Here is a 20,958-nt window from a genome sequence, read left to right as displayed (position 1 = left end):
CAACTACGGAACAGATTTGATGGTCTGGTCGATCTGTTCCATAAGGGTTGGTACAGGTATGGGGGTGGGTTGGAGCATTTGCCAGAATCCATCCTCTAATACCGGACGCACTTTTTGCCAGGCGGGTAGTGCCGGCAGCATGACGCCTGAAGGAGTCAGCTCAGTGGCAGTTTTCCACCAGACGTGTTTTTCACTGAAGGTTTTCATCAAGTCGATGGTTGATGTGGATGGGGGAATTGATCCGGCTGCTTCAGCCAGAATGGCTTGATTGCGGGGTTGTGTCAACCAGCGCAGAAATAACCAGGCTGCCAGTTCATTGACCGGCCGGGTTTTGGCAACTCCAATGGACAAACCAGACATTAAAACCGGTGCCGGTTTTTCGCTTCCCGGATAGGGAAGGATGATCCATTCATCTTTGTTTTTGGCAAAAGACATGGTCTCTTCGAGTTCAAGCAGGTCAGGCAGGGTGGCTGAAATGACTAAAGCCTGTCGACCGGCAAAGTAGGTGAAGGGTGAAGCCACACGGCTGTTCCAGGCACAGCCTTTTTCCGTCAATTGGCGCAGGTACGAGAAAGCTTCCCCTGTTTCATCCTGATTGATAGTCACCTGATCATCTGCCCAGGCTTTGCTTCCCCCAAATGCATTGATCCACGATAGGAGCACCGGCGATGAAGAGTTGATGATCCACCCGCCGGTACCATCATTTTCTTTCACCGTATCAAAATTGTTGGCATGGGCGGCTTCACAAAGTTGCTTTAATAAATCATCCTGAGTTTCAGGAGCCTTGTCAAACCCAAGTTCTTTGGCCCACGTCTGGTTGTATACCAGGAATTGCAGATTAACCTGCACAGGAATACCGATCAGACGGTCTTTTCGAATCTGAGTATTCCAGACAGCGGGAAGGAAGGCTTTTTTTTCTTTTTCCGGCATTCCCCATTCCGGATTCTCCATAAAATCTGTCAGATCAATTGTGTACCCGGTATCATTCCAGACAGCCAGATATTCGGGGGTTGTTACCACCATATCCAGCCGGTCGCTGGTTTCCATACTATCAGTAAATATTCGTGCGGTTTCGCTTACACTGCCGCTGTGACTTTCTTCGATCTGAATTTTCCAGATATTCTCCCGATTGAATGAATCGATCAACCGGCTGAACTGAACACCGGCTCCATCCGTCCAGGGATGAATGATTTTGATATGTGTATCTTTAAGACTGGCCAGCTCTGCCGGAATTGTGGCTGATGGAGCTGGTGTAACCGTTTCTTTTACTGATTCTACGGTCTGTGTAGTACCTGAAGAAGTAACGGTTTCATTGGTTTGTGTTTGACTGGGCACCGGTTGAGAGACTGAACAGGCAGAAAAGATCAGCACGAATGCGCATAGCGGTGCAATTGATTTAATCACAGACAATTTCATGTATCGAAGAAGGAATGACATGGATTTCAGGCAGCCGGTCTGGGAACAATACGGTTGCCCTGTCCGCAATTCTCAGATTCTATTTGAATGGTTACATGTTCAACAGAAAACTGATCGAGCAATAATGTGCGAATCTGTTCCAAAATGCCTGATTGTTTATCGCAGCATTCCGGCGTTAAGGAAACATGTGTGCTGAGCGAGATGTGCCCGGAGCAAATATTCCAGATGTGCAGATCATGAACGTCGGCAACTCCATCTATTTTGCTGATGGCGGATGCAATTTCGGGAATGGAAATTTCTTCCGGCGTTCCCTCAAGGAGAATGTGGACGGCGCGGCGCAACACCCGATAGCTGCTCACCGCGATCATGATGCCAATCAAGATACTGATCAGCGGATCAATCCAAACGGCACCTGTCAGCCATATAGCAAAACCAGCGAGGATAACACCTATGGATGATAGGGCATCACCGATGACATGCAGGTAGGCGCTGTGCAGGTTCAAATCTTCTTTTCCATGGGCGCCGTGGTCATGATCGTGGTCGTCATGATGGTCGGTTTTGAGAACCAGGGCGACCAGTACATTGGCAACCAGACCGATCACCGCAATAATGAGCATGGGGATGCCCATGATCTTATTGGGTGTAAGGAAACGTTGAATGGCTTCCCACCAGATTCCAATGCATATGACGGCCAATGAAATACCATTAAACAGGGCGGCAAATACTTCCACCCGGTGATAGCCATAGGTGTGGTTGTCATCACTGGGTTTCCTGGCCAGCCTGAAAGCGGCATAGCTGATCACCAGTGCCAGAATATCGGTGAAAACATGGGCGCTATCAGAAAGAAGCGCCAGACTGCCAGTCCAGATTCCACCGGCAACTTCAGCAATCAGAACTACACTGGTGATCAGGATTGAATAGAGGTAGCGGCCTTCCAGCTTTGTATCTTCGTGAGAGGGCATATGGATAGACCTTTTTTATGAATCCTGGATGGGGCAGAAAAGGGTTACAGGGTTGGGATACGAACCATCCCAGCATTTCTTCGGAAGGGGTTTTTGAACATGCAGGGGACTCTTAAGAAGTTCTTTTCCGTCGGCTGTAACAACCGTCAGGATATAGTCCATCCACCATTTTGGAGGATTGATGACCATGGTGTGGGTAACAACAGCATAAGCTTCATTCGGGTTGCTCGGATTTGCCACCATGTCATATTCGATAAATGGTTCTTGCGGTCGGGCATCCCAGATCTGCAGTTTGAGTCCGGTCGGGGCTGGCTGGTTGAAACGCACGACAAATGTACAGGAAACAGCCGGGATGGTGAAGGTAATGGTGCCGGTTTTCTTGTCAATTGTTCCAGCCTGGGCATTTTCTGGCATCGAAGCCGGGCCGTTCGGACCGTCCACATGGCTGGAGAAGTATTTCGTGGTCAGGCAGAAGGGATTAATACCATCCGTTTCAATAGCCAGCGGGGGAATGGGCGTGGCTGTTGGAAGTGGTGTGTTGGTAGGTTCCGGGGTATTGGTCGGGGGAATGGGGGTTGGTGAGGGCAGCGGCGTGCTTGTGGGCGGAACCTCTGTTGGAGTGGCGGTTGGTGGATTCAACGCAGAGATAGCGGAGCAACCGGTGGAACTCACCAGCATAATTAGTGATAGGGATGAGAAAACGATTGTTTTTAACAGATTGTTTTGCAGCATATCAGGTAACTCTTTTCATATTAAGGTGGTTCGATTATAACATTCAGTAAATCGGTCAAAAATGTATTATGAGATAAATCATCAAGATATTGATGTTTTCAATATATCGTAAATAAAAAAAAACGGCTTGAGGCCGTTTTTGGGGGATAATGTAGAACATGGCGACTGCAAAACCGACTATTCCTCGCACCGTTCAGGCTGCAAGTCTGCAATGGAATTGACAATTCGTGATGGTTTATATGGGTAACGGTGCAGGGTGTGTTCTCCGGTTACGCCAGAGAGTACCAGAATGGTTTCCAGCCCGGCCATCACACCGGCCACAATATCCGTATCCATGCGGTCACCGATCATTACGGTGTTCTCCGAATGGACACCCAGATAATTCATGGCTGTACGCATCATCAATGGATTGGGTTTACCAATAAAGAAAGGAGCCCTGCCGCTGGCTTTTTCAATGAGGGCGGCCATGGCGCCGCATGCCGGCACAACGCCGGCTTCATCAGGCCCATTAGCATCTGGATTGGTGGCGATAAATGCCGCTCCCTGAACGACCAGACGAATAGCTTTGGTGAACTGTTCCATGTTATATGTATTTACTTCACCCAGAACGACATAATCTGGATTGATATCCGTCAACACAAATCCCATATCATGAAGTGCCTGAGTCAGGCCGCTTTCACCCAGGGCAAATGCAGTTCCGTTGGGATTCTGACTGTGTAAAAAGCGGGCTGTAGCCATGGCTGATGTGAAAATTTGGTCGGGGGCGATTTCCAGACCGATCAAACTCAGCCGGTGCGCCAGATCTCTTTGCGTATACAGGGGATTGTTGGTAAGAATCAAAAACTTATGTTTCTGCTTCTTGAGTGCTTCAATAAACGTGTCTGCCCCTGGAATCAACGTCCGTCCTCGCACCAGAACGCCGTCCATATCGATAAGATAGTTTTTCTTTTTTTCCATTTTGTTTTCCATTGATAGTCGAAGAATAATGACCACCTTTCGGACCTGAATATTGCCGAAAGTTCAAAATTTTTAACAAATCATCATCATTATACGAATGTTTTGAGAACTGCATATCCAGAATATGGTTGAATGGGTTATGTGAAAATTCCCATTACATGATACTTCATGATATTTGATGACTCAAACGTGAGTCCGGTCTGACTCTGAGTGAGGAACATGGATGATGTATAATTTTGACCGAAAAACAAGTCTGACTTGAAACGGGGTATGAGTGGAACATAACCATCCGGTTGATCAATACACGCTGGAAGAATTGCAATCGCTTCTGGCGGAAAAACGTATGAAAATACGGCGTGAACGCCTGGCGTATTATCGTCGAACAGGCCGTATTGTGACCGGAACAGTGGTAGAGAGCGGTTTTAAACCGGGCCGCATTCTGAATGAACCAGGCGAAGTTAAAGAACCGGCGGCGGTTCCTTCCAAACGGAAAATTTGGATAGACCGCCTGTTGGTAGGAATCGAGATCGTGGCGGTCATCGGTCTGGTTTTTGTTCTCCTCAACGGTGTCTCCATTTTGCGTAACCTTAATAAGGAAGTAGCCTCTTCTCTGGTTCAACCCACTCTGGCTCCCACGGCCATTATTCAGGCTGTGGTACTGCCCTCCGGCCATACACCACCCAATGCTCCGGGAGGTGTGCAGCCGAATGAAGAAGAAATCCCTGCCCATTTGCGTCCACTGGTGCAATCAATGGCAGCCATTCCGCTGCCAACCGCCAGCCCCGAACAGGCAGTTCGAATTCAGATTCCGGCAATTAATGTGGATGCTCCTGTTATTCAGGGTGATGGATGGGAACAACTGAAAAAAGGGGTAGGCCAGCATGCCGGAACACCCAACCCCGGAGAGGGCGGTAATGTGGTCCTTTCTGCCCATAATGATGTTTTCGGAGAAATTTTCCGTGATCTAGACAAGTTAAAAACTGGTGATACGATTGTGTTGTTCACAAACCTGCGTACGTATACCTATGTCATTAACCAGAGCCGGATCGTCCTGCCAGCTCAGGTTGAGGTTATGTCTCCTACAACAGATTCTGTTGTAACGCTAATTTCGTGTTACCCTTATATGGTTGATAACCGCCGGATAGTCATCACTGCGGTTTTGAAAAATTCTTAATTTATTCAGGATAGACCCCCATGGCTAAAAAACAAAAACGACAAGTTTCCTTCACTACACCGAGCGCCGCAACATCTCACCCAGCCGGTGGATTTTCACGACCGGGAACTGAATTCAACCCAGATTATACCTATGTAAAAAATGACTTGAAGAATATGGGTCTTCAAGTGATCCTATTCCTCGGGATTCTGATTGCTTTGACGTTTTTCCTCCGTTAATCCACGCCAAATTAAAAGGAGAGTCTTATGTCACCAATGTTTGTTCCTGGACCCGTTGATGTCGCTCCGGTAGTCCTCGCTGCGCAGGCCAAGCCAATGATGCCGCACCGCAGCAAGGATTTCGAAGAGATCTTCCGCCGTACAGCGGAAAAGGCCCAAAAGTTATTCTATACACAGTACCGGGTATTTCAAGGTACTTCCTCCGGTTCGGGGATGCAGGAAGCCGGCGTTCGTAACTTTGTTCAGGAACAGGTTCTCTCCTGTGTTAACGGCGCTTTCGCGGATCGCTGGAATAAATGTGCCATTGCCAATGGTAAAAAAGCAGACCGGCTGGAAGTCCCCTGGGGACAGGCTATCACACCGGAAATGCTGGCCGATGCCATTAAGAAGAAATCATACGAAGCCGTAACCATTGTTCACAATGAGACTTCCACCGGTGTTGAAAATCCGGTGAAAGAGTTGGCTAAAGTTGTGCATGAATTATCTCCCGATACCTTGATTCTGGTGGATGCAGTTTCATCATTGGGCGGTACCAAGATCGAAATGGATGCCTGGGGGATTGATTTCCTGCTGACATCTTCTCAGAAATGCCTGGCTCTGCCGCCAGGTCTTTCTCTGGCTGCTGCATCTGACCGGGCTATGAAAAAGGCTGAAACGGTTGCCAATCGTGGTTGGTATTTTGACCTGGTCCTCATGGAAAAGCACCGTCTCAAGGATTCCACCCCCATGACCCCGGTGATGCCCTTGATTTTTGCCCTTGATGTTCAACTTGACCGTATTCTGGAAGAAGGCCTTGACAACCGTTTTGCGCGGCATGCCGCCATGGCAAAACGCACCCAGAATTGGGCTGTGGCTCACGGAATGGATCCGTTGGCTCCTGAACCATACCGTTCGAAAACAGTATCCACGATCAAAAACACCAAAGGATTGGATATTGCTGCTTTGAATAAATTCCTTCTCACCAAAGGAATGCGGATAGCCAATGGATATGGTGATCTGAAGGACAAGACCTTCCGGATTGCCCATATGGGAGAAATCACCATGAGTGATGTCGATTCTCTCCTTGCCAACATGGAAGAATTTATGGGATAATAACCTTCTAAGAACTACCGGGCGGAGCACTCAGCCCGCAGCGTTGATGTATTACTCAACGGTCTCAAAGGTGCACCAGTCTATTTTGGAAATAAACTGGCGCGCTCTTTGGGATCGTTTTATTTTTACTGACTTGGAGCCTTGCGGTATATGCAATCGATTCGAACACAAAAATCAAAGCCAGGAGAGCAGGCACTTTATCGCACGGCTCTCATCATTACACTTTGTGGAAATACATTGCTGGTAGCCATAAAATGGGCGGCGGCATATTTCAGCGGATCGGTAGCTTTGTTGGCTGATACGGCAAACTCGGCATCAGATGTCCTCTATTCTTTGATGATGGTTCTGGGGATCTGGATGTCGCAGCGTCCGCCTGATTCAAGTCATCCCCAGGGACACAGCCGGTTTGAACCCCTCGTAGGTTTGATGATCACATTTTCAATGACCTTTGCCGGCTATGCAGCTGTACGAGCGTCCATCGAAAGATTTCTTGAGGGAGGTAAAGCCATTGAACTTGGCCTGCCTACGTTTGTTCTGTTGCTGGCGGCCGGGATCAAAGCCGGTATGTTTGTCTGGATTCGCAATATTGCGAATAAATTGCACAGCCCGACTCTGGCAACTACAGCCACCGATAATTTGAGCGATGTTCTCACATCCACGGCGGCGTTTGTGGGGATTGCCGGGTCTGATTTTATTCATCCTCTGGCAGACCCGGTAGCCGGTATCCTGGTGGCTCTCTGGATCTTCAGGGCGGCGTTCATGGCAGCACGCGATAACCTGGGATTTCTGACCGGGGCAGGGGCTCCGGAAGAATTACGGCAGAATCTTGTTGCCGCTGCCGAATCTGTGCCCGGTGTGATGCATGTGCACCATGCCATCACCGAGTACAGCGGACCTCGGCTTGTGGTTGATATGCATATCAATGTAGACGGAAACATGCCGCTCAATCAGGTCCATGAGATCTGTGACCAGGTGATTGAGCGGCTTGAAGAGTTCCCTGAAGTGGACAGAGCTTACGTCCACATCGAACCCGAAGGCTGGGATTAATTTGCCGTTATGTTATAGAAGAAGTTGTAGGCGTACCGACCGTCAGGAAATTCGATACGTATATCAATGGGTGAAAAGCCTCGCAAAGTGGCGGGAATATTGAAGACCAGAGTCATTTGACCGCCATTCTCGGTTTTGAAGGTACCCAGTAGTGTGCCGCCATATCCGCGGGTTCCGGCTGCTCCCATATAAACCGTATATTCTGATTTTGCCGGGAATTCAGATGTCATAATGGTAACGGTGCTGTCTCCCACCACACTGAGAACACCAAAGGTGGGGACGCCAGGAATAACCGGGAAGGGAGGAATGAACTTTGTCGCCGTGGGAACGGCAATCGTTCCAGAAAATGGTGACGGAGTTCCACCGACACCCGGTGTGCCATTGGCGCCGGGTGTGCCAGAAACTACTGCGGTTCCAGGATAGATAGTTCCAAGAGCCATGACGGAAGCAGTTGGTGCGCCTGGTGTACCGGGCATCCCCATTACGTCAGGTGTTCCAGGTGTACCGGTGGTCATGCCATTTATTCCACTGGCGGTGGCAGTAAGAGTGCCAGACCGGATGGTTGCCACGGCTGTCTGAGTAGCACTCAAAATTTCCTGAAAACCTGATGCCTGGGTGGCAACCTTAACAGGTGTTTTGATCATTAACGTTGGCGTTTCTACTTTTGCCACGGGTGCCAGAGTGGGAGCGACTGCCACTGGTGCAATAGTGGAAGGCCTCTCACAACCGGTCGCACCGATCATGACAAACACAAGTAAGATGAAAAGCAATAATTTCCTGGTCAAAGTGGTTACTCTCTTTCCTTCCCTGTTCGCCCTGATATAAAGAAAGGTCGGCGTAATAGTACCGGGCAAATGGAAATGGATGGCAAAGTGCTTTCCGCCTGAATACAGAGTCGCATCTATACGGCGAATAGTACAAATTGTTGCAAGAAGCGTTCCACTTCGGAGTAGTAGTCTGCCAACGTTTCGTCTTTGCGGAAACCGTGACCTTCACCTTCATAAACTTTATACAGCAAGGGCACTCCATTGCGTCGAACAGCATTCACAATTTCTTCCGATTGTGATGGAGGTACTACCCGATCAACGGAACCCTGAAATACAGCCAGGGCATCACGAATGGACTGTGCATGGAATACTGGTGACCAGGCATGGTACTTTTCTGCTGCTTCAGGCAATGACCCGACCATGCTGTCATTGTAGCGGGCTTCAAATTTGTGCGTATCTTGCACAAGGGTGAAAAGGTTGCTGACACCATACAGGCATATGCCTGCTTTAAACAGGCCTGGATTTCGAATGAGAGCATTCAAAACGGTATATCCACCAGCGCTGCCCCCGCGAATGATCAACTTTTTCGGATCTGCCAGCCGGTTTTCTATCAGAGCATGAGCGGCACCGACAGCATCTTCCACATCCTTTTCTCCCCAGCTATGTTTTAGCGCTTGAAGATAGCTGCGTCCAAAACCGCTGCTGCCCCGATAATTGACATCCAGCCAGGCATATCCGCGTGACGTGAAATATATCCTCTCAGAGTTGTACGTTACAGGTTGTTCTGAGGTGGGGCCACCGTGAATATACACGATTGCAGGGGGAAGCCCTTCTGATTCAAAACCCGGATTGGATGGTGGATAGTAGGTTCCATACACCACACTATCGTCAGAAGCCTTCCATTCAAGAGGGACAGCGTTTGAGAAATAACCTGAAGGCAGCCGTTCCGTATCGCTATAAGCGACTACATGCATCTGAAATCCATCCCATCGAACCACACGGGGTGGAATGCCGGCGGCAGAAGCTAGAAAGGCAACGTCATTGCCCTCCTGTGAGACGGCCAGTTGGGTGATCCATGTATAAGGCGCTGTATCAATTTGATCTGACTGCCCTGTTTCAATATCGACATGCCACAGAGATGCAAACCCGCCATGATTGCGTATGTAGAAAATATCCCGGCTGTTGCCTGCCCAGCCGTAAAAACGCATTCCCTGAACCCAGGCTGGTTGTGCCAGATGAAATCCATCGCCCTTTACCAGTACTCGTGACTCACCCGTCTGTAATTCGAGCAGTACCAGGTCTTCCCACTCTCCATTTGAGACAATGTAACTTAGATACCGGCCATCTGAAGAGAATTCAGGTTGACTGACCGCCTGGTCGATTTCTCCCGCCACACTGTGGGAATCAATCAACCGGGGCGGGGTTCCTTCCAGACGACCAAGCATTAAAGTTGTGCCATCCCATGGCATATTGGGATGATTCCACTCAACCCAGGCAACGATCTTACTGCCAGGATGCCAGCGGGGAGACATATAGAAATCGGCTCCCTTAACAAGTTGAACTGGCCATCCGCTTCCCTCGATATCTGTGATGCTGAGCAGATCTTCTTTACCGTTGGAATAAATGGCCAATACCCAGGCGCCGTCTGGCGAAATTTGTGGATCGGCAAATGCCCCAAAGGTTGGCGTAATCGAAACCGGCAGACCATTTTCCAGTTCGGTTTTGTAAAGCCGCCCGCTTTTATCGGCAAAAACGACGATACCTTTATGCGTAGTAAATTCACCGCCGCCGTACCCGATTCCTCCCCTTACAGAAAACCCCGAACTGGTCAGATCACGCCGGGCGTCACCGGGTTTTTGCTGAACGAGCACCCCGGTGCCAGACCGGCCTTCCACCCAGAGTAGTGTCCCATTGCCTGAAGCAAATTGGACATCCTCCAACCGCAATTTCTGACCGGCGGCTGCTGCGCTTACTTGACTGGGCCATAATCCATAGGTGCACGTTTCTTTTGAGTTCATCTTGATATTCCTTCTTCTACAGGTGCGGGGAAACAAATTCTATTAATTTTTCCCGGCTTTGCAGACCGACCATGCGGCCAACTTCTTTACCCCTCTTAAAAATCACCAGGGTTGGCAGGCTCATAACGCCAAATTGCATCACCAGATCACTGTTTGTATCGGCATCCACTGAGAAAAAACTCGCTTTGCCTGACCATTCTTCTGCCAGACTTTCCAGGATTGGAGCCAGACGCTTGCAGGGTGAACACCAGTTGGCACTGAAATCCAGAATCACAGGCAGTGTGGCTTTTTGAACTTTACTGGCAAATTCAGGTGTTTGAAGAGCAGGTAAGTTAGACATGACATCCTCGTGAATTAGTATGCTCTTATTGTAATAAAAAAAACAGGCGGGTAAGGCCGCCTGTTTTTTTGTATGCATTTTTACTATTTCAGATCGCGGGGTTTGACCCTTTCAACAAGTTCTCCGCGAGTCTCTTCTTTGAGATCAGACCAGTGGTCAATTGGAAGCATAAGATGTGCCACAGAAGCAGTCGGAAGGGATTCCACCTGTCCGCTCAGAATTTGAAGCAATCCTTCCAATCCTGGATTATGGCCGACAATCAAAACTCGGTCAAATTTATCGGGGACTGTCTGAAGCGTGGAAAGATAAGCGGCAGGTTCAGCCAGATAGAGTGAATCGATGTATTCCACCTTGCCCTTGAAATTCATCTTGGTCAGCATGCCATCGATTGTCTGAGTCACCCGTTTAGCCGGAGAAGCCAGAATGAGCTGCGGAACCAGCTCTTTTTCACGTAGAAACTTCCCCATGTGTGGAGAATCTTTTTCACCACGTTTGTTCAACGGACGGTCTTGATCCGGCAACTCGGGGTGTTTCCAGCTTGATTTCGCGTGCCGCATCAAAAGTAATGTTTTCATACGAAAGTTTTCCTGTTTGGTTTGCTAAAAAAGAAACGCCTGAATAATGCGTTAATATCATACCTTATTTCAATCGTGCCGATTTACTATTAATAAAATGTTAACCATGCCGATTCACTGGTAATGTTTGATCTGAAAGGAAAGGCTATAATTTGCCTGATGGTCAAGAAGAAGGGTAATAACTCGCGGTGAATCTGAATTTCCAAGAAGATCTCTGGCTTAAAGAAGCCTGTGCGGGCAATCTGGAGGCATTTAATCAGTTAGTCACGCTGCATCAAGACGCAGTATTCAATTCAGCGTACCGTATTATGGGTAGTTTTGATGAAGCGGAAGACATCACCCAAAAAACGTTCATCTCTGCGTTTCAAACTATCCGATCTTTTCGGGGAGGCTCCTTCAAAGCCTGGCTGATGAGGATTGCCATAAATGCGTGCTATGACGAGATTCGCAGAAAAAAACGTCACCCGGCAATTTCCATTGAAGCAGGTTCAGAAGATCCAGATTATATAGAGGCAGATTACTGGCTTCCAGATCAGTCTCCCACACCGGCAGAAATCAGTGAGATGAAGGAATTACAGAGTGCGGTGCAACATTGCCTTCAAGACTTGCCGCCGGATTTTCGCATGATCGCCGTTTTAGCCGATGTGGATGAGATGGAATACGAAGAAATCAGCCGTATAGCTGGTTGCCCCATGGGAACCGTCAAGAGCCGGCTGGCACGGGCTCGATTGAAATTACGCGGCTGCCTTGAAGAATTCTGGGAACTTTTACCCCGGCAAATCCGTCAGAAATATGAGGATAGGAAATGACGGCCAGATTATCCGATCATGATTGGGAAATCCTGTCAGCGTATGCCGATCATGCTGTATCTGATATGGAACGGCAGCAGATCGAAAACCGCATCAGGCAAGATGCTGAATTCCTTCAGGCGTACCAGTCCCTTCTACGCGTGAAGGGATTGTTGCATGAAGTACCTGATGTAAAACGCCGTCGAAATTTCTACCTGACTCCCGAAATGGTTCATCCACACGGCTGGCTCTGGTTGATCCCGATGTTGAATTTCAGTTCGGCAGCTGCCGCATTGTTGGCGGTTATCTTCTTTCTTTTGGATCTTTTCCCTCTGGCAGCCAGACCATCTGCAGCACCGATGGCTTTGCAGGCTCTCCCGCCTGCACAGGCTGTCGTGACACCCACACAGGAAAACATAGGTGAAGAGACAGCCAAAGGTATTATTGGAATACCAACATTGACTGTTCTCAATACGGCAGAATCTGAAAAACTGGCTATTCCGGGTACGGCGCCGGATAAGGTGCAAGAATACGGAATGGAAACAGGAGCCATACCGACAGAAATTGTGACAGAGGCGTGGTTTGATACAGTTCCTACAGAAATAGTTCCATCAACCGATCAGAATACGGTTGCAGAAGCAGCGCCTCCACAGGCGGCGGCTGTACCTATGTTGAAATCAGGACCGTCTGTACCTGAGGCAGGAACCGGAGCTGTGATAGTGGAAGACGCCAACATCCCTGGAAACACAGAAGTTCCCTTGCCAGAAATGAGGCCTTCGACTGCTGCCGCTCCGAAAGAACAGACCGCTTTATCTCCGGTTGAATCGGCAAATACGCCAACGGCAGAAATCCGTTTTCTGGCGAAGCCAGAATCAACGAGAGGTGGTAAAGAAACACCTACGGCGGCTCCGACGGTAGCTGCTGCGCAACAAGAGATCCAAAAAGTCGAGATAAAACCAACAACTATTCAGCCTTCAATTGAAACCCAGAAACCAGTGGAACCAGTCCCATTTAATAAAGAAGCAATGACACTCGCATCTGTATCATATGGCGTGATATTCCTGATGGCGGCTGTGATACTGGGTTTTATCGGTTACATACTCAAGAAAAAATCGACATTATGAAAAAACCAGATGAAATTTCATTTTGTGTTCAATGCGGTACACCCGTCCGACAGGAAGAGAAATTCGGGAAAATCCGCCCGGTCTGCCCTTCTTGTGGATGGGTTTATTTTTCCGATCCAAAAGTAGCAGTGGCTGTTGTCATCCTGGAGGATGATAGAGTTCTGTTGGTCAGGCGGGTTAATCCTCCGCATAAGGGGGAATGGACATTACCGGCCGGATTCATGGATTCTGGTGAATCGATACCTGAAGCCGCCCAACGGGAATGCCGTGAAGAGACAGGGCTGGAAATCAAGATCACAGAGTTGCTCGATGTATTCAGTGGACGTGAGCATGAGCACGGATCTGATATCTTGTTGATTTATCGTGGTGAGATTACAGGTGGAGTATTAAAGTCTGGTGACGATGCGGATCAGGCAGAATTCTTCTCGATGAATTCATTGCCGCCTCTGGCTTTTGCAGCCACTCGGATCACACTGCAAAATATTATAAAAGAAAACAGGTAACCTTTCATTTATTTACATAAAATTTCTTTCCAATAAATCATTACATTCCTATAATCTACTTAAGATCGTCAGATTGTTCCTGATGGATTTATCTTTCCAGTTATTGGCCCAAACCTTGCATCAGAATTCCCGATTACTGCAGGCTGGTTTTCAAGAATTGTTGGTTGTTTCTCAGTGGTAAGGAATGCTGACAAGACCCCCGGGCAGAGCCTGTGTAGATAGATCATGAGGGATCCTTTGGCATGGATCTCTTGGGTATTTTCTGGTACTGGTTGATTTCAGGAATCTGAAAAAATACTTATGCATGCTATTACTCAACAAAGCCAATCTCAAAATCAACGAATATCTGTTTCTGATATTCCTCTGCCTTCCATTCTTGTAGAGGTAGACAGTACACGGATTATCTCCTCCAACAGGGCATTTTCTGATCTATTCCCATCTATTGGAACCGGTCAGATTCTATTAAACCTGCAGAATTCAAGTGCTCGAACGGCAGATCAATTGATCCAGGCTATCCGGAAGGCATTTCACAGCAAAAATCCGGTGATCATAGACAGGTTGTTTCTGCATACCGGCTCCGGCGATAGAGAATTTACACTTTATGCCAGGGTTTCTGATTCGGATGATCTGGCAGTTGCTCTGGTAAACCTGGTGCCTCAAATGGTACCCGGTCACAACGATTTATTTGAATTTTCTCCGGTTATGCAATTGCTTCTGGATCAGAAGGGAAATATTGTCGATGCCAACCGGCAATGGCTTTTGACCACTGGATACAGTCGAAAAGATATCGAATCACTTGAAATTTCCTCTTTCATCAACAAAGAATCAGTTGAACTAATCCAGAATGAAATCATCCCATCATTAAAATCTGATCAGGCCACTGAGATACATGAGCTTGATCTGCGGATGGCATCAGGAGAAAAAACTCGCTATCAGGTTCAATTCAACCTTGTTCCATCAGACAATTCTCTGTTGATGGCTTTTATGGGACAAATCTGCCACTCCGCCAGTGCAGATGACATGAATGAGATGGCATTGGCCAACGCACTGCGTGATTCTTTAGAAGCATTGACCAGTACCTTGAATTTTGATGAAGTATTGGATCGCATTTTGGTCAATGTTGGCTCAGTGGTGCCAAACGAAGCCGCTAATGTCATGATGATCTGGTCTGGGGTCGCCTATATCGTCCGTTCCATCGGATATGCAGAGCTCGGTCTGGAAGAGACCATGATGAGCCTGCAGATCCCCATAGTTCAAGAGTCTCATTTTTTGAGTATGTATGAAACCGGCATGCCGCTGGCAGTGGGCGATTTACAGGGATATGTGGGTATTGAAAGTCAATCAAGTATGCATTGGGCACGATCCATGGCATCGGCGCCGCTGCGCAGCAAGGGGCAGGTATTTGGCTTTCTTAACCTTGAAAGCTCTCAGGCGGGTTTCTATAACCAACGCCATGCCGAGAGGTTACAGGCTTTTGCCGATCAGGCGGCTGTGGCTATTGAAAATGCCCGATTATATGCTGAAGTACAACAATATGCCATTACAGATGAATTGACAGATATTTATAACAGAAGAGGTTTATTTGAATTAGGACGGCGTGAGGTGGAACGAGCCCGTCGTTATGGTCGCAGTCTGTCAGCCGTGATGATTGATACCGATGAATTTAAATCGATCAATGATACATACAGCCATTCTGTTGGAGACCATGTTTTACGCTCCATGGCAGATCGTTGGAAGTCCAGTATCCGAGAGGTGGATATATTAGGCCGGTATGGCGGGGATGAATTTGTAATTCTGCTTCCCGAAACAGATTTAGCCAACGCACTTCAAGTGGCAGATCGCCTCCGAATAGCCATTAGTGGAAAAAAGATCGAGACGCCCATTGGTGATCTCGATCTGACGGTAAGTGTTGGTGTAGCTGATATTGACGATGACACAACCACATTTGATGCCTTGATAGAAAAAGCCGATCAGGCAATGTTCCAGGCAAAGACCAATGGAAAGAACCAGGTAAAAAGCTATTATGTTTAAATGCGGTATGCAGGTGAAACAGACGAATCATGTGTTTAAGGTATGAATTTTCCTGAATTAAAAAACCAGGCGGTCAATTCCATGCTGGCAAAGATCCTAATTATTGAAAATGAACCTTCTTTGGCGGAAAAGATCGTCAGAAACCTTAAACAGTTTAATTATGAAGTTCTACCAGTGGTTTTTCGCGGAGAAGATGCCATCCGCAGTATTGAGTTGGACAAACCCGATCTGGTCATTCTAGACCTGCAATTTGCTGGTGATATGAGCGGCCCTTCTCTTGCCGAATTGATACATCAACGGTTTGGAACTCCGGTTGTTTTGGTGGTTGAATCGAGTGAAAACCTTTCCCTCGATACTGTTCAATCGATTAATCCATATGGTTTTGTATTAAAAGATTTTGATAATTATCGTTTTTCTGTGGTAATTTCAATTGCGTTACAAAAGTTCCAAACAGAAAAACGTCTTCGAGAAAGTGAAGAACGCCTTAAGACCATAGCCAATTTCACATATAACTGGGAATACTGATCGGATGAAAATGGCAAGTTTGTGTATATCTCTCCGTCAGTTGAGCGTGTTACCGGATACTCCATTAATGAATTCATGAAGAATCCCGGGTTGCTGCAAGAGATGGTTCATCCCCTGGATAAACAGTTATCGTATGACCATTCCAAGATCCGAAAGTCAACATTGGGGGTGGTTCAATTCAAATTACGGATCATTAAAAAAGATGGCACTGTTCGCTGGCTGGAGCATATTTGCCAGCCAGTACTCGATAATACCGGTGTTTACCGAGGCCATTACGCCACCAATTATGATATTACAGAGCAGCATCTGGCTGAAACAACACTGATTGAAAGTGAAAAGCGCTACCGCAGCCTCTTTGAGGATTCCAGCATATCTTTATGGGAAGAAGATTTTAGTGGAATTAAGCAATATTTAGATTCTCTGCGGGCAAGAGGAATTGAAGATATCCGGAATTACTTGCTCTCCCATCCCGAAATCGTTGACGAGTGTGTTTCAAAAGCCAGGATTCTGGATGTTAATAAGGCTGCGCAGGCCTTGTATAAAATGCCTGATAAGTCCAGCCTCATCAATAATGCCTTTCGAATCTTCTCAATGGCCGATCCCATATTGATCGTAGATGAAATAATGGCGATCGCCAATGATGCCGATGCGTATGATGGCGAGGGAACCAATTATGATCTGGACGGCAACCCCATCGATGTTCAGCTCCACTGGTCGATAACCCAGGAAGAGAAAGACCGGTATTCTCGTGTACTCGTCTCGATAATTGATATGACGGCCCGTCGTAAACGGGAACGCAGTCTTGAGGTGATCAGCGCTGTTAGTGCGGCTGTCAGAACAGCCAAGACCCGTGTGGAGATGATGGATGTAATCAGTGATCAAATCACCCGTCTATTTAACGCAGATGCCTGGGCAGCAGTATTAATCACGGATGATAAAAAGTATTATGTGGTTGATTATGCTACTGGTTTATGGGAGAAACTGACAGGTATTACTCTGGATGCGGATGACCCTATTTATACGACTTTCTTTCCAGATGCAATGCCTGTTATAGTAAATCGTGATGACCACATCTCGACTCGTGTAAATTTAGAGGATGATTTTGCCTATATAGACCGGGTGGTTTGCCCGTTGATTGCCGAAGATCAGGTTCTTGGTGCTATGCTCATTGGTCGTAAGACCTCTCTGGTTGACATTGATATAGACCTTGTTCATTCCCTGTCAAATATATTTGCCGTCGCCCTTTATCGAACTAATTTATTAGAGAAAACCCGTCTTTATGCCGATCACATGACGGCTATCAGCACCTTAGGCCGGCGTTTGTCTCAGACTCTCAACCTTGAAGAGGTCTACGATTATCTGGCAAAAGGGGTGCTGCAAATATTTCCTACTATTAAATCTGTGTATGTCACATCCTTTGATTCTGTAACACAATATCAAACATGTGAATATGCCATAGTGAATAATAAAAAATTGGATGTTTCTACGTATCCACCTGTCCAATTGGCTCCGCCTGGAATGGGAACAATCAGTGAAGTGGCCTATACGCGACAGCCCTTGATTGTTGATGAATTTTCCGAGTACATCAGGGGCTTGATGCGGAAACATAATCCAAATATGAATATGGATGATATCCAGTCATCCGTTATTATTCCCCTCATCGTAAAAGATGAATTTCTGGGTGTATTGCAGGTTCTAAGCGACAAACCTCATTATTTCACGCAGATGGATGTTGACCTGTTATTTCCATTAGCCAGCACAGGGGCTATTGCTATCAAAAACAGCCGTCTCTTTACCGAAACCCAGGAACAGTTGAAACGTCTTGCTACCCTGCACACAGTAGATACTGCCATATCATCCAGCCTGGAATTAAAAGTTACTCTCAATATTCTGGCAAACGAACTTGCAGCCATCCCCGGTTTTTTGGCAATTAATGTCCTTCTGTATGATACGACACGACAACTTCTAGAGTTTTCTGTAAGTCGCGGATTTGCCATTTCTGGTGAGAACCCAACATCGATCCGCCTTGGGGAAGGATTAGCAGGCAAAGCAGCCCTGGAAGGCAAAGTGATTACCTGTCACGATATTGATAAAGAATGTGTTTCTATTATCAAACCTGGCGAATTAGTTAAAGATGAATTTCGAGGATATGCTGCTGTCCCCATGATCAATAAAGGGCAGATTAAGGGTGTTCTTGAAGTCTATTTTGCCGATAGGAAGTATCAAGAGGATGAGTGGATTGAATTCCTCGAAACGCTGGCCGGGCAGGTATCTATTGCCATAGACAACAATCTGCTGGTTCAACAGTTACAACGTTCAAATCTTGAATTAACTCTGGCGTATGACTCTACCCTAGAAGGATGGTCGAAAGCATTGGATCTGCGCGACAGAGAGACTGAAGGTCATTCCCGCCGGGTGACTGAATTGACAGTCAGGCTGGCTGAAGCCCTCGGGCTTATGGATCAGGATCTGGTCAACATTCGGCGCGGCTCCCTGTTGCATGATATTGGAAAAATGGGTATTCCTGATAGTATTCTGTTGAAAGAAGGACCCCTTACACCGGAAGAATGGGTGATCATGCGGAAGCATCCGGTGTATGCCTTTGAAATGCTCTCCCCCATAACCTATCTGTCCAAATCTCTGGATATCCCTTATTGTCACCATGAACACTGGGATGGCAGGGGATATCCGCGGGGTTTGAAGGAAGAACAAATCCCATTGGCGGCACGTATTTTTGCCATCGCCGATGTTTATGATTCGCTGGTATCTGACAGACCTTACCGAAAAGCCTGGACAAAAGAGAAAGCCCTGCAGCAGATCCGTGAAGAATCAGGCACCCACCTGGATTCCAGAATTGTTGATGTGTTCCTGCACATGATGGGACAGTAATTAACAGGTGTGTTATCATTCCTGGAAGTATTTTCCAGGAAGGTTGCTGTGATTGGTGCCATTGCAGGTGATGTAATCGGTTCGGCGTATGAATTTCACGCCGTAAAAACCGTTGATGTTCCCCTTTTCTCAGAACACTCCCGATTCACCGACGATACGGTCTGCACGATTGCACTGGCAGAATCTCTTCTGAATGGTGCTGATTTTGCGACGACCCTGTATGAGTTCTGCTGCCGGTATCCTGATGCCGGATACGGGGGGATGTTTATTAAATGGTTGTATTCAGAGAATCGCACACCGTATAACAGTTTCGGAAATGGATCTGCCATGCGGGTCAGTCCGGTGGGATTTGCGGGGGAAACCGAGGCAGAGGTACTACTTCTGGCTGAAAAAAGCGCGGTTATTACTCATAACCATCCTGAAGGGATTAAAGGTGCCCAGGCGGTAGCCCTTGCCATATTTATGGCGGCCCATGGCGCAGGGAAGAAGGACATCAAGCATGAGATTCAATCCCAGTTTCATTATGATCTGGACCGCCGTCTGGATGACATTCGTCCGGCGTACACATTTGATGTCACCTGCCAGGGAAGCGTACCTGAAGCGATAATTGCTTTTCTAGAATCGACATCCTATGAAGAATGTATCCGTCTGGCTGTTTCACTGGGCGGCGATGCCGATACACAGGCCTGCATAGCCGGGGGAATCGCCCAGGCTTTTTATGGTTCTATTCCCGAGAATATTGCAGAAGATACCTTTTCACGGTTGACACCGGAGATGCGCAACACCCTCTCACGCTTTAAGGAACGCTATGGCTGGTAAATCAGACCGCATCAAGGCGGATATTGTTCTCTTGATTGTGGCGGCTGTATGGGGCGGTGGATTTGTTGCCCAAAGGACCGGCTCGCAGCATGTAGGCTTCTTTGTGTTTGGCGCAGGCCGGTACTTGCTGGGTGTGATGGCCATGCTTCCTTTCCTCCGTACGTTGAAGTATCCGCGCAAGTGGCTGCCCTGGTCAATTTTGACGGGCGCTGTTTTATTTGGTGGAAGTGCCCTGCAGCAGGCTGGAATCAAAACAACAACTGCCGGAAATGCCGCATTTATCACCGGGCTTTATGTGGTTATCGTTCCTATAATAATGGCTGTGATCACCCGAAAACCGGCTCCTTTAGTCACCTGGGTGGCGGCTGGAATTGCGGTTATCGGTACCTTCCTCTTATCCGCTGGCGGAACCATGACATCTCTTGCCTCAGGTGATGCCCTGGAGTTGGCGGGAGCTTTTCTGTGGGCCTGTCATTTGATTCTGGTGGGAAAAATATCATCTAAAGTCAATGTGGTGCATTTTTCGCTTATCCAGTATGCCGTTGCCTGTGTGTTGAACCTGGTCTTTGGGTTAATTTTTGAATTTTCCACCTTTGCCGGTTTGCCAGATGCCTGGATGGCCCTGGCGTATGCGGGAATAATTTCTACAGCGGTTGGTTTTACCGGTCAGGTCTGGGGGCAGCGCCATGCACCGGCAGCCGATGCCGCATTAATCCTCTCTATGGAAGCGGTGTTTGCTGCGCTATCCGGTATTCTCTTTCTTAATGAGAGTTTCACCCTGGTGCAAACAATAGGCTGCCTGATGATTTTTGGCGCTGTGATTCTGGCCCAACTCTGGCCGCTTATGCGGAATTCTGTTCAAACAACAGGCATTGAGGAAGTGGAAAGCAAACTGTAAGGTAACAATCAATATCTGTTTGTTTGAATAATAGAAAAGTAATACAAAATAACCTGAACCATCTATTGCAACATTAATTTAAT

20 protein-coding genes and 1 pseudogene are annotated in these 20,958 nt (G+C 47.5%); 13 read left to right on the top strand and 8 right to left on the bottom strand.

From position 1 onward, the window contains the following. Positions 1-3: 3 nt before the first annotated feature. The 4 genes from LTAR_RS11355 to LTAR_RS11340 form a co-directional block, all read right to left on the bottom strand. Positions 4-1,404 carry an extracellular solute-binding protein gene (locus LTAR_RS11355; protein ID WP_158423437.1) on the bottom strand — a complete coding sequence of 467 codons (1,401 nt, stop codon included), beginning with the start codon at positions 1,402-1,404 and terminating at the stop codon, positions 4-6. Between the two features lie 38 nt (positions 1,405-1,442). Further along, positions 1,443-2,378 (bottom strand): cation diffusion facilitator family transporter, encoded by a 936-nt coding sequence (locus LTAR_RS11350; protein ID WP_062422360.1) that lies wholly within the window; start codon positions 2,376-2,378, stop codon positions 1,443-1,445. Between the two features lie 15 nt (positions 2,379-2,393). Beyond that, positions 2,394-3,110: a hypothetical protein gene (locus LTAR_RS11345; RefSeq protein ID WP_062422359.1), complete on the bottom strand. Its 717-nt coding sequence runs from the start codon at positions 3,108-3,110 to the stop codon at positions 2,394-2,396. Between the two features lie 177 nt (positions 3,111-3,287). After that, the gene (locus LTAR_RS11340) at positions 3,288-4,067 is read right to left on the bottom strand and encodes an HAD-IIA family hydrolase (protein WP_062422358.1); all 780 of its coding nucleotides are present in this window, start codon (positions 4,065-4,067) and stop codon (positions 3,288-3,290) included. Positions 4,068-4,341: 274 nt separating this feature from the next. Here LTAR_RS11340 and LTAR_RS11335 point away from each other — a divergent pair, with 274 nt between their 5' ends. The 4 genes from LTAR_RS11335 (at position 4,342) to LTAR_RS11320 (ending at position 7,598) form a co-directional block, all read left to right on the top strand. Beyond that, the gene (locus tag LTAR_RS11335) at positions 4,342-5,241 is read left to right on the top strand and encodes a sortase (protein ID WP_062422357.1); all 900 of its coding nucleotides are present in this window, start codon (positions 4,342-4,344) and stop codon (positions 5,239-5,241) included. 20 nt (positions 5,242-5,261) lie between these two features. Continuing rightward, a complete protein-coding gene (locus LTAR_RS11330; protein WP_062422356.1) occupies positions 5,262-5,459 on the top strand; it encodes a hypothetical protein in 198 nt (65 codons plus the stop codon). Positions 5,460-5,486: 27 nt separating this feature from the next. Then, complete coding sequence (locus LTAR_RS11325) at positions 5,487-6,551, top strand: pyridoxal-phosphate-dependent aminotransferase family protein (RefSeq protein WP_062422355.1); 1,065 nt, start codon at positions 5,487-5,489, stop codon at positions 6,549-6,551. Positions 6,552-6,701: 150 nt separating this feature from the next. Beyond that, a complete protein-coding gene (locus LTAR_RS11320; protein ID WP_062422354.1) occupies positions 6,702-7,598 on the top strand; it encodes a cation diffusion facilitator family transporter in 897 nt (298 codons plus the stop codon). On the opposite strand, the gene LTAR_RS11315 is transcribed toward LTAR_RS11320, so the two are convergent. From LTAR_RS11315 to LTAR_RS11300, 4 genes are all read right to left on the bottom strand, one after another. Continuing rightward, positions 7,595-8,383, bottom strand: a complete 789-nt coding sequence (locus tag LTAR_RS11315) for a hypothetical protein (protein ID WP_062422353.1) — start codon at positions 8,381-8,383, stop codon at positions 7,595-7,597. The two genes, LTAR_RS11320 and LTAR_RS11315, sit on opposite strands and share 4 nt — an antisense overlap. 116 nt (positions 8,384-8,499) lie before the next feature. After that, positions 8,500-10,383 (bottom strand): S9 family peptidase, encoded by a 1,884-nt coding sequence (locus LTAR_RS11310; protein WP_062422352.1) that lies wholly within the window; start codon positions 10,381-10,383, stop codon positions 8,500-8,502. Positions 10,384-10,399: 16 nt separating this feature from the next. Continuing rightward, positions 10,400-10,723, bottom strand: a complete 324-nt coding sequence (trxA, locus tag LTAR_RS11305) for a thioredoxin (RefSeq protein ID WP_062422351.1) — start codon at positions 10,721-10,723, stop codon at positions 10,400-10,402. Positions 10,724-10,806: 83 nt separating this feature from the next. After that, positions 10,807-11,298 carry a SixA phosphatase family protein gene (locus tag LTAR_RS11300; protein ID WP_062422350.1) on the bottom strand — a complete coding sequence of 164 codons (492 nt, stop codon included), beginning with the start codon at positions 11,296-11,298 and terminating at the stop codon, positions 10,807-10,809. A gap of 188 nt (positions 11,299-11,486) precedes the next feature. Between LTAR_RS11300 and LTAR_RS11295 the strand changes: the two genes are divergently transcribed. The 9 genes and pseudogenes from LTAR_RS11295 (at position 11,487) to LTAR_RS11260 (ending at position 20,875) form a co-directional block, all read left to right on the top strand. Further along, positions 11,487-12,107 carry an RNA polymerase sigma factor gene (locus tag LTAR_RS11295; RefSeq protein WP_062422349.1) on the top strand — a complete coding sequence of 207 codons (621 nt, stop codon included), beginning with the start codon at positions 11,487-11,489 and terminating at the stop codon, positions 12,105-12,107. Further along, complete coding sequence (locus tag LTAR_RS11290) at positions 12,104-13,210, top strand: anti-sigma factor (RefSeq protein WP_062422348.1); 1,107 nt, start codon at positions 12,104-12,106, stop codon at positions 13,208-13,210. Before LTAR_RS11295 ends, LTAR_RS11290 begins: the two co-directional genes overlap by 4 nt. Then, entirely contained in the window at positions 13,207-13,713 is a 507-nt protein-coding gene (locus LTAR_RS11285; protein WP_062422347.1) for an NUDIX hydrolase, read from the top strand. The genes LTAR_RS11290 and LTAR_RS11285 overlap by 4 nt, the downstream gene beginning before the upstream one ends. A 300-nt stretch (positions 13,714-14,013) precedes the next feature. Next, positions 14,014-15,744 carry a bifunctional diguanylate cyclase/phosphodiesterase gene (locus LTAR_RS11280; RefSeq protein ID WP_062422346.1) on the top strand — a complete coding sequence of 577 codons (1,731 nt, stop codon included), beginning with the start codon at positions 14,014-14,016 and terminating at the stop codon, positions 15,742-15,744. 42 nt (positions 15,745-15,786) lie between these two features. Further along, positions 15,787-16,269, top strand: coding sequence for a response regulator (locus tag LTAR_RS11275; RefSeq protein ID WP_062422345.1), 483 nt, complete (start codon positions 15,787-15,789; stop codon positions 16,267-16,269). A gap of 15 nt (positions 16,270-16,284) precedes the next feature. After that, positions 16,285-16,575: pseudogene (locus tag LTAR_RS17560) on the top strand (PAS domain-containing protein); the annotation flags it as partial. 237 nt (positions 16,576-16,812) lie between these two features. Then, positions 16,813-19,158 carry an HD domain-containing phosphohydrolase gene (locus tag LTAR_RS17555; protein WP_330218564.1) on the top strand — a complete coding sequence of 782 codons (2,346 nt, stop codon included), beginning with the start codon at positions 16,813-16,815 and terminating at the stop codon, positions 19,156-19,158. 48 nt (positions 19,159-19,206) lie between these two features. Beyond that, positions 19,207-19,977: an ADP-ribosylglycohydrolase family protein gene (locus tag LTAR_RS11265; RefSeq protein WP_062422343.1), complete on the top strand. Its 771-nt coding sequence runs from the start codon at positions 19,207-19,209 to the stop codon at positions 19,975-19,977. Next, complete coding sequence (locus LTAR_RS11260) at positions 19,967-20,875, top strand: DMT family transporter (RefSeq protein ID WP_062422342.1); 909 nt, start codon at positions 19,967-19,969, stop codon at positions 20,873-20,875. Before LTAR_RS11265 ends, LTAR_RS11260 begins: the two co-directional genes overlap by 11 nt. Positions 20,876-20,958: the final 83 nt, after the last annotated feature.

It is taken from the genome of Leptolinea tardivitalis (assembly GCF_001050275.1).
Lineage (GTDB): Bacteria > Chloroflexota > Anaerolineae > Anaerolineales > Anaerolineaceae > Leptolinea > Leptolinea tardivitalis.
Note: the sequence above shows the minus strand (reverse complement) of the source record. Positions and strands in the feature narration are given on the sequence as shown.

What these genes read in the sequence shown, in the direction of transcription:
- LTAR_RS11260 (WP_062422342.1), top strand. Translation starts at nt 19,967, where the DNA reads ATGGCTGGTAAATCAGACCGCATCAAGGCGGATATTGTTCTCTTGATT.
- LTAR_RS17555 (WP_330218564.1), top strand. Translation starts at nt 16,813, where the DNA reads ATGCCTGATAAGTCCAGCCTCATCAATAATGCCTTTCGAATCTTCTCA.
- LTAR_RS11350 (WP_062422360.1), bottom strand. Translation starts at nt 2,378, where the DNA reads ATGCCCTCTCACGAAGATACAAAGCTGGAAGGCCGCTACCTCTATTCA.
- LTAR_RS11325 (WP_062422355.1), top strand. Translation starts at nt 5,487, where the DNA reads ATGTCACCAATGTTTGTTCCTGGACCCGTTGATGTCGCTCCGGTAGTC.
- LTAR_RS11340 (WP_062422358.1), bottom strand. Translation starts at nt 4,067, where the DNA reads ATGGAAAAAAAGAAAAACTATCTTATCGATATGGACGGCGTTCTGGTG.
- LTAR_RS11275 (WP_062422345.1), top strand. Translation starts at nt 15,787, where the DNA reads ATGAATTTTCCTGAATTAAAAAACCAGGCGGTCAATTCCATGCTGGCA.
- LTAR_RS11290 (WP_062422348.1), top strand. Translation starts at nt 12,104, where the DNA reads ATGACGGCCAGATTATCCGATCATGATTGGGAAATCCTGTCAGCGTAT.
- LTAR_RS11285 (WP_062422347.1), top strand. Translation starts at nt 13,207, where the DNA reads ATGAAAAAACCAGATGAAATTTCATTTTGTGTTCAATGCGGTACACCC.
- LTAR_RS11320 (WP_062422354.1), top strand. Translation starts at nt 6,702, where the DNA reads ATGCAATCGATTCGAACACAAAAATCAAAGCCAGGAGAGCAGGCACTT.
- LTAR_RS11310 (WP_062422352.1), bottom strand. Translation starts at nt 10,383, where the DNA reads ATGAACTCAAAAGAAACGTGCACCTATGGATTATGGCCCAGTCAAGTA.
- LTAR_RS11280 (WP_062422346.1), top strand. Translation starts at nt 14,014, where the DNA reads ATGCATGCTATTACTCAACAAAGCCAATCTCAAAATCAACGAATATCT.
- LTAR_RS11345 (WP_062422359.1), bottom strand. Translation starts at nt 3,110, where the DNA reads ATGCTGCAAAACAATCTGTTAAAAACAATCGTTTTCTCATCCCTATCA.
- LTAR_RS11330 (WP_062422356.1), top strand. Translation starts at nt 5,262, where the DNA reads ATGGCTAAAAAACAAAAACGACAAGTTTCCTTCACTACACCGAGCGCC.
- LTAR_RS11300 (WP_062422350.1), bottom strand. Translation starts at nt 11,298, where the DNA reads ATGAAAACATTACTTTTGATGCGGCACGCGAAATCAAGCTGGAAACAC.
- trxA (WP_062422351.1), bottom strand. Translation starts at nt 10,723, where the DNA reads ATGTCTAACTTACCTGCTCTTCAAACACCTGAATTTGCCAGTAAAGTT.